We start from the raw sequence: 3,676 nt of genomic DNA, 5'->3' as shown, positions 1-3,676 counted from the left end.
CTGTAGTGACTTCGTTTTGTTTCTTATAATCCTGTACATCTACATCCAAATGACAGCAAGCACAGTCTGAGACAGTAATACCTTTACCGCCTTCATTCCATCCACCTTCATACTGATTGGCAGCAACAGCACCGCCCCATAAAAAACCTTCTGGAAATTGTTTCATATCATTTGTCCTCTTCTTTCATATTTATTATACATAGAATATAAATTAAACATTGATATTTCCTAGAAATGAAAAAAAGAACAGTTTCCTGTTCTTTAAATATCTTCTATTACACCCATGATTTCTAGAATACGATTTAGGTCTTCTGTATCAGAATATTTAAGGGTAATTGTTTTTTCTTCAACCTTTACTTTCGTGCGGAACTTCTTTCTTAGTAAATCTTCCGCATATGTATAAGTTGTATTCTTTTCTTTTTTAGGCGCATTTTTACGTTTCTGAGCAAGTTTATAGCCTCTGACTATATCTTCTACTTGACGTACAGAAAGTTTCTCTTTAATGGCACGATTGGCGATTTTAAGAGCTGTTTCATCATCTAAACCTACCAATGGTCTAACATGTCCCATAGAAAGAATACCTTCTAGAATATACTGCTGGAGCTTTTCATTAATATTAAGAAGTCTTAAAGTATTAGTCACATGAGTTCTTGATTTCCCAATACGTCCAGCTAGTTCTTCCTGAGTTAGATTCATCTTATCCATCATGGCTTTATAAGCCTGTGCTTCTTCTATCGCATTTAAGTCTTCTCTCTGAATGTTTTCAAGAAGCGCAATTTCCATCATCTGATCATCAGTGAAGTCTACAATGATTGCAGGTACTTCTTTCAACCCTGCAATATTAGCTCCTCTAAATCTTCTTTCACCAGCTACAATATCATAACCATGAATAGACTTCTTTAATAGAATTGGCTGTAGGATACCATGTTCCTTAATAGACTGAGCCAATTCATTCAACTTATCCTGATCAAAATGTTTTCTAGGCTGATAAGGATTAGGTCTGATTAAATCAATAGAAACTTTTTCTTGAGTGAATTCATTAGAATTACTTTCAATCGCAGAAATCATTGATTGAAGATCTCCGCCTGTAGATGTTGTATCAAAGATTGCATCTAATCCTTTACTTAAACGTTTTTTCTTATCTGCCATTTCTGCTCACCACCTCTTTCGCAAGTCGTGCGTAAGACTTCGCACCTTCACTACGTGAATCATAATCAAATATTGAAAGACCTGCAGAAGGTGCTTCTGATAACTTTACATTTCTAGGAATGACTGTTTTATAAACCTTATCCTTAAAGTATTTACGTACTTCCTGTGTCACTTCTACACCTAAATTAGTACGTGAATCAAGCATAGTCAATAATACACCTTCAATTGTGAGATTACGGTTAAATACTGACTGTGTTAATAAAATAGTATTTAATAACTGTGTTAAACCTTCTAGTGCATAATATTCACACTGTACTGGTATTAAGACACTATCTGCAGCTGTAAGAGCGTTTGTGTTTAACAAACCTAAAGCTGGTGGACAATCAATAATAATATAATCATATTGATTTCTGACACTATCCATTGCCTTTCTTAAACGTTTTTCTCTTCCCTTTGGTATGGCTGATAATTGTACTTCTACACCCGCTAAGTCAATACTGGCAGGTGCCACATCTAGATGTGGGATTTCACTATGTTTGATGATTGATTCAATGGGTACTTCATCAATAAGTACATCATAAGTTGTTTTTTCTAAACTAGAACGATCGATTCCAATACCCTGCGTCGCATTAGACTGAGCGTCCATATCTACAAGTAATACTTTCTTCTTCATAAGTGCAAGTGCTGCACATAAATTAATACTAGTGGTTGTTTTTCCTACGCCACCTTTTTGGTTTGTAATTGCGATTACTTTGCCCATCACATAACCTCCTTATTCGCATTCTTAATTATATCATAAAACTCTTTAAACAAAACAAAAAGAATGAGAAGGTATTCACCTTCTCACTATTTTAGTGTACCGATACGTTCTCCCATGAGAACACGTACTTCATCTTCATTTTTAGAAATGTTGAGAATATCCTCATCAATATCTACAATATCTTTTTTTATGAATAAGATAACTGTACTGCCACCAAATTCAAAATAACCTTTTTCTTCACCACGTTTAAAGGTTTTCTTATTTAAGTTAGTAATTTTACCAACCATCATAGCCCCTACTTCCATCTGAACTACGTCACCAAAGTGTTTTGTATGAAGAACTGTATAAGAACGGCTATTTGTCTTATAGATAGGATAATAATAACTTGCGATAGGATTGACTGTATGGAAAACACCTTTAATAAAGTGATCTTTGTCAGCTGTTCCATCATCAATGAAATGATAGTGATGATAATCATCTACTGTAAGTCTAAATACAAGACATAGACCCCCTCTATATTCATCTGCAAGTGCAGGACTCATTAATAAGTCTTCAATTGTATAAACTGAATTCTTAATTTTAAGCTGTAATGTATCCTCAATAGGATAAACAGTGAGTTTACTATCACAAGGCGCAATCAGTGCATTATCATCCATATCGATATGTCTTACACCATCTTTAATAGTACGTGTAAAGAAATCGTTATAAGAATGATAATCCTGTGATTCATATAAATTCAAATCAATATTGTTTTTTTCTACAAAGGAATTGATTTGTCCTTTAGATAAAGGAGAATTCATAAAAGCACCACCTAGTTCAGTAATAACTGGCTGAGTTAATACTTTTAATAAACATCTTCCTGCAAGTGATCCATACAATTTCTCTAAGAAGTGATCCTGTGACTGATCATATTCTAATTTTTCACCATTACGTTTGAATATTGCCATACTAGATTAAAACAACACCTTTAATAATTAAAATGATTAATAAAATAATACCAAAGCCGATAAGACCTAGGACACCCTTAAAGTCAGGCTTTATTACTTTGATGTTAGCTATGAATAGAATACCTACAACTAATAGTCCAATTAAATAAATAAACTGAACCTGAGGTACTGTAAGCCATACTGTTAAACAGTAAATCATTGGAAAAATTAGACAAGAAGATGTAACAGGTAATCCCTGGTAATATTTTCTTTTTTCAGTAGTCTGCTGCTGTCTCATATCTTCCATAACATTAAAATATCCTAGTCGAATAACAGCACCAAGAATATATATAATAAAGATGATCAAACAAGGGAAACTATTGAATCCCATTGAGTAGGCAATGATTGCAGGATAAACGCCAAAACTGATTAAGTCTACAAGAGAATCAATCTGAATACCAAACTTCTTTTCTTCTTCTGTTCTGTCCTTTTTTGAACGTGCAACGATACCATCGAAAGAATCAAAAAAGCCACAAAGCATAAGACAGAATAATGCCAAAACATAATTGTGTTCAAATGCGAAGTGAGTTCCGACAATCGCACTGATTAAACTACAATATGTTAGAATGACTGTATAGTTGTAATAACCAATCATACAATTCACCTTTCCTTCTTTTTTATAATCGGGTTCATTATAGCATGAATGCATATTGAATGATAGATATTTAATTTCTTTCTGTAAATAAAAAATAGCCTGTTTAAGGCCATTTTCTCGTTCTTGATAATAAAAAAGGACCTGGCAGCTTGCTATTGTCGCGTCTTCACACTATCGTCGCCGTTA

General features: G+C 33.6%; 5 protein-coding genes. All 5 read right to left on the bottom strand.

The genetic code is table 11. The features are described from left to right. Positions 1 to 166: family 1 glycosylhydrolase (locus ACT8VG_RS08595; RefSeq protein ID WP_444195637.1), on the bottom strand; the 166-nt coding region annotated here is incomplete at its 3' end. A gap of 95 nt (positions 167 to 261) precedes the next feature. Next, positions 262 to 1,149 carry a ParB/RepB/Spo0J family partition protein gene (locus ACT8VG_RS08590; RefSeq protein ID WP_022425722.1) on the bottom strand — a complete coding sequence of 296 codons (888 nt, stop codon included), beginning with the start codon at positions 1,147 to 1,149 and terminating at the stop codon, positions 262 to 264. Beyond that, positions 1,139 to 1,909 carry a ParA family protein gene (locus ACT8VG_RS08585; RefSeq protein WP_187012320.1) on the bottom strand — a complete coding sequence of 257 codons (771 nt, stop codon included), beginning with the start codon at positions 1,907 to 1,909 and terminating at the stop codon, positions 1,139 to 1,141. The genes ACT8VG_RS08590 and ACT8VG_RS08585 overlap by 11 nt, the downstream gene beginning before the upstream one ends. Positions 1,910 to 1,995: 86 nt before the next feature. Continuing rightward, positions 1,996 to 2,856 carry a phosphatidylserine decarboxylase gene (locus ACT8VG_RS08580; protein ID WP_444195636.1) on the bottom strand — a complete coding sequence of 287 codons (861 nt, stop codon included), beginning with the start codon at positions 2,854 to 2,856 and terminating at the stop codon, positions 1,996 to 1,998. 1 nt (position 2,857) lies between these two features. Next, a complete protein-coding gene (locus ACT8VG_RS08575) occupies positions 2,858 to 3,490 on the bottom strand; it encodes a CDP-alcohol phosphatidyltransferase family protein (RefSeq protein ID WP_444195635.1) in 633 nt (210 codons plus the stop codon). Positions 3,491 to 3,676: the final 186 nt, after the last annotated feature.

The sequence above is a fragment of the Catenibacterium sp. genome (genome assembly GCF_052354645.1).
Lineage (GTDB): Bacteria > Bacillota_I > Bacilli_A > Erysipelotrichales > Coprobacillaceae > Catenibacterium > Catenibacterium mitsuoka_A.
Note: the sequence above shows the minus strand (reverse complement) of the source record. Positions and strands in the feature narration are given on the sequence as shown.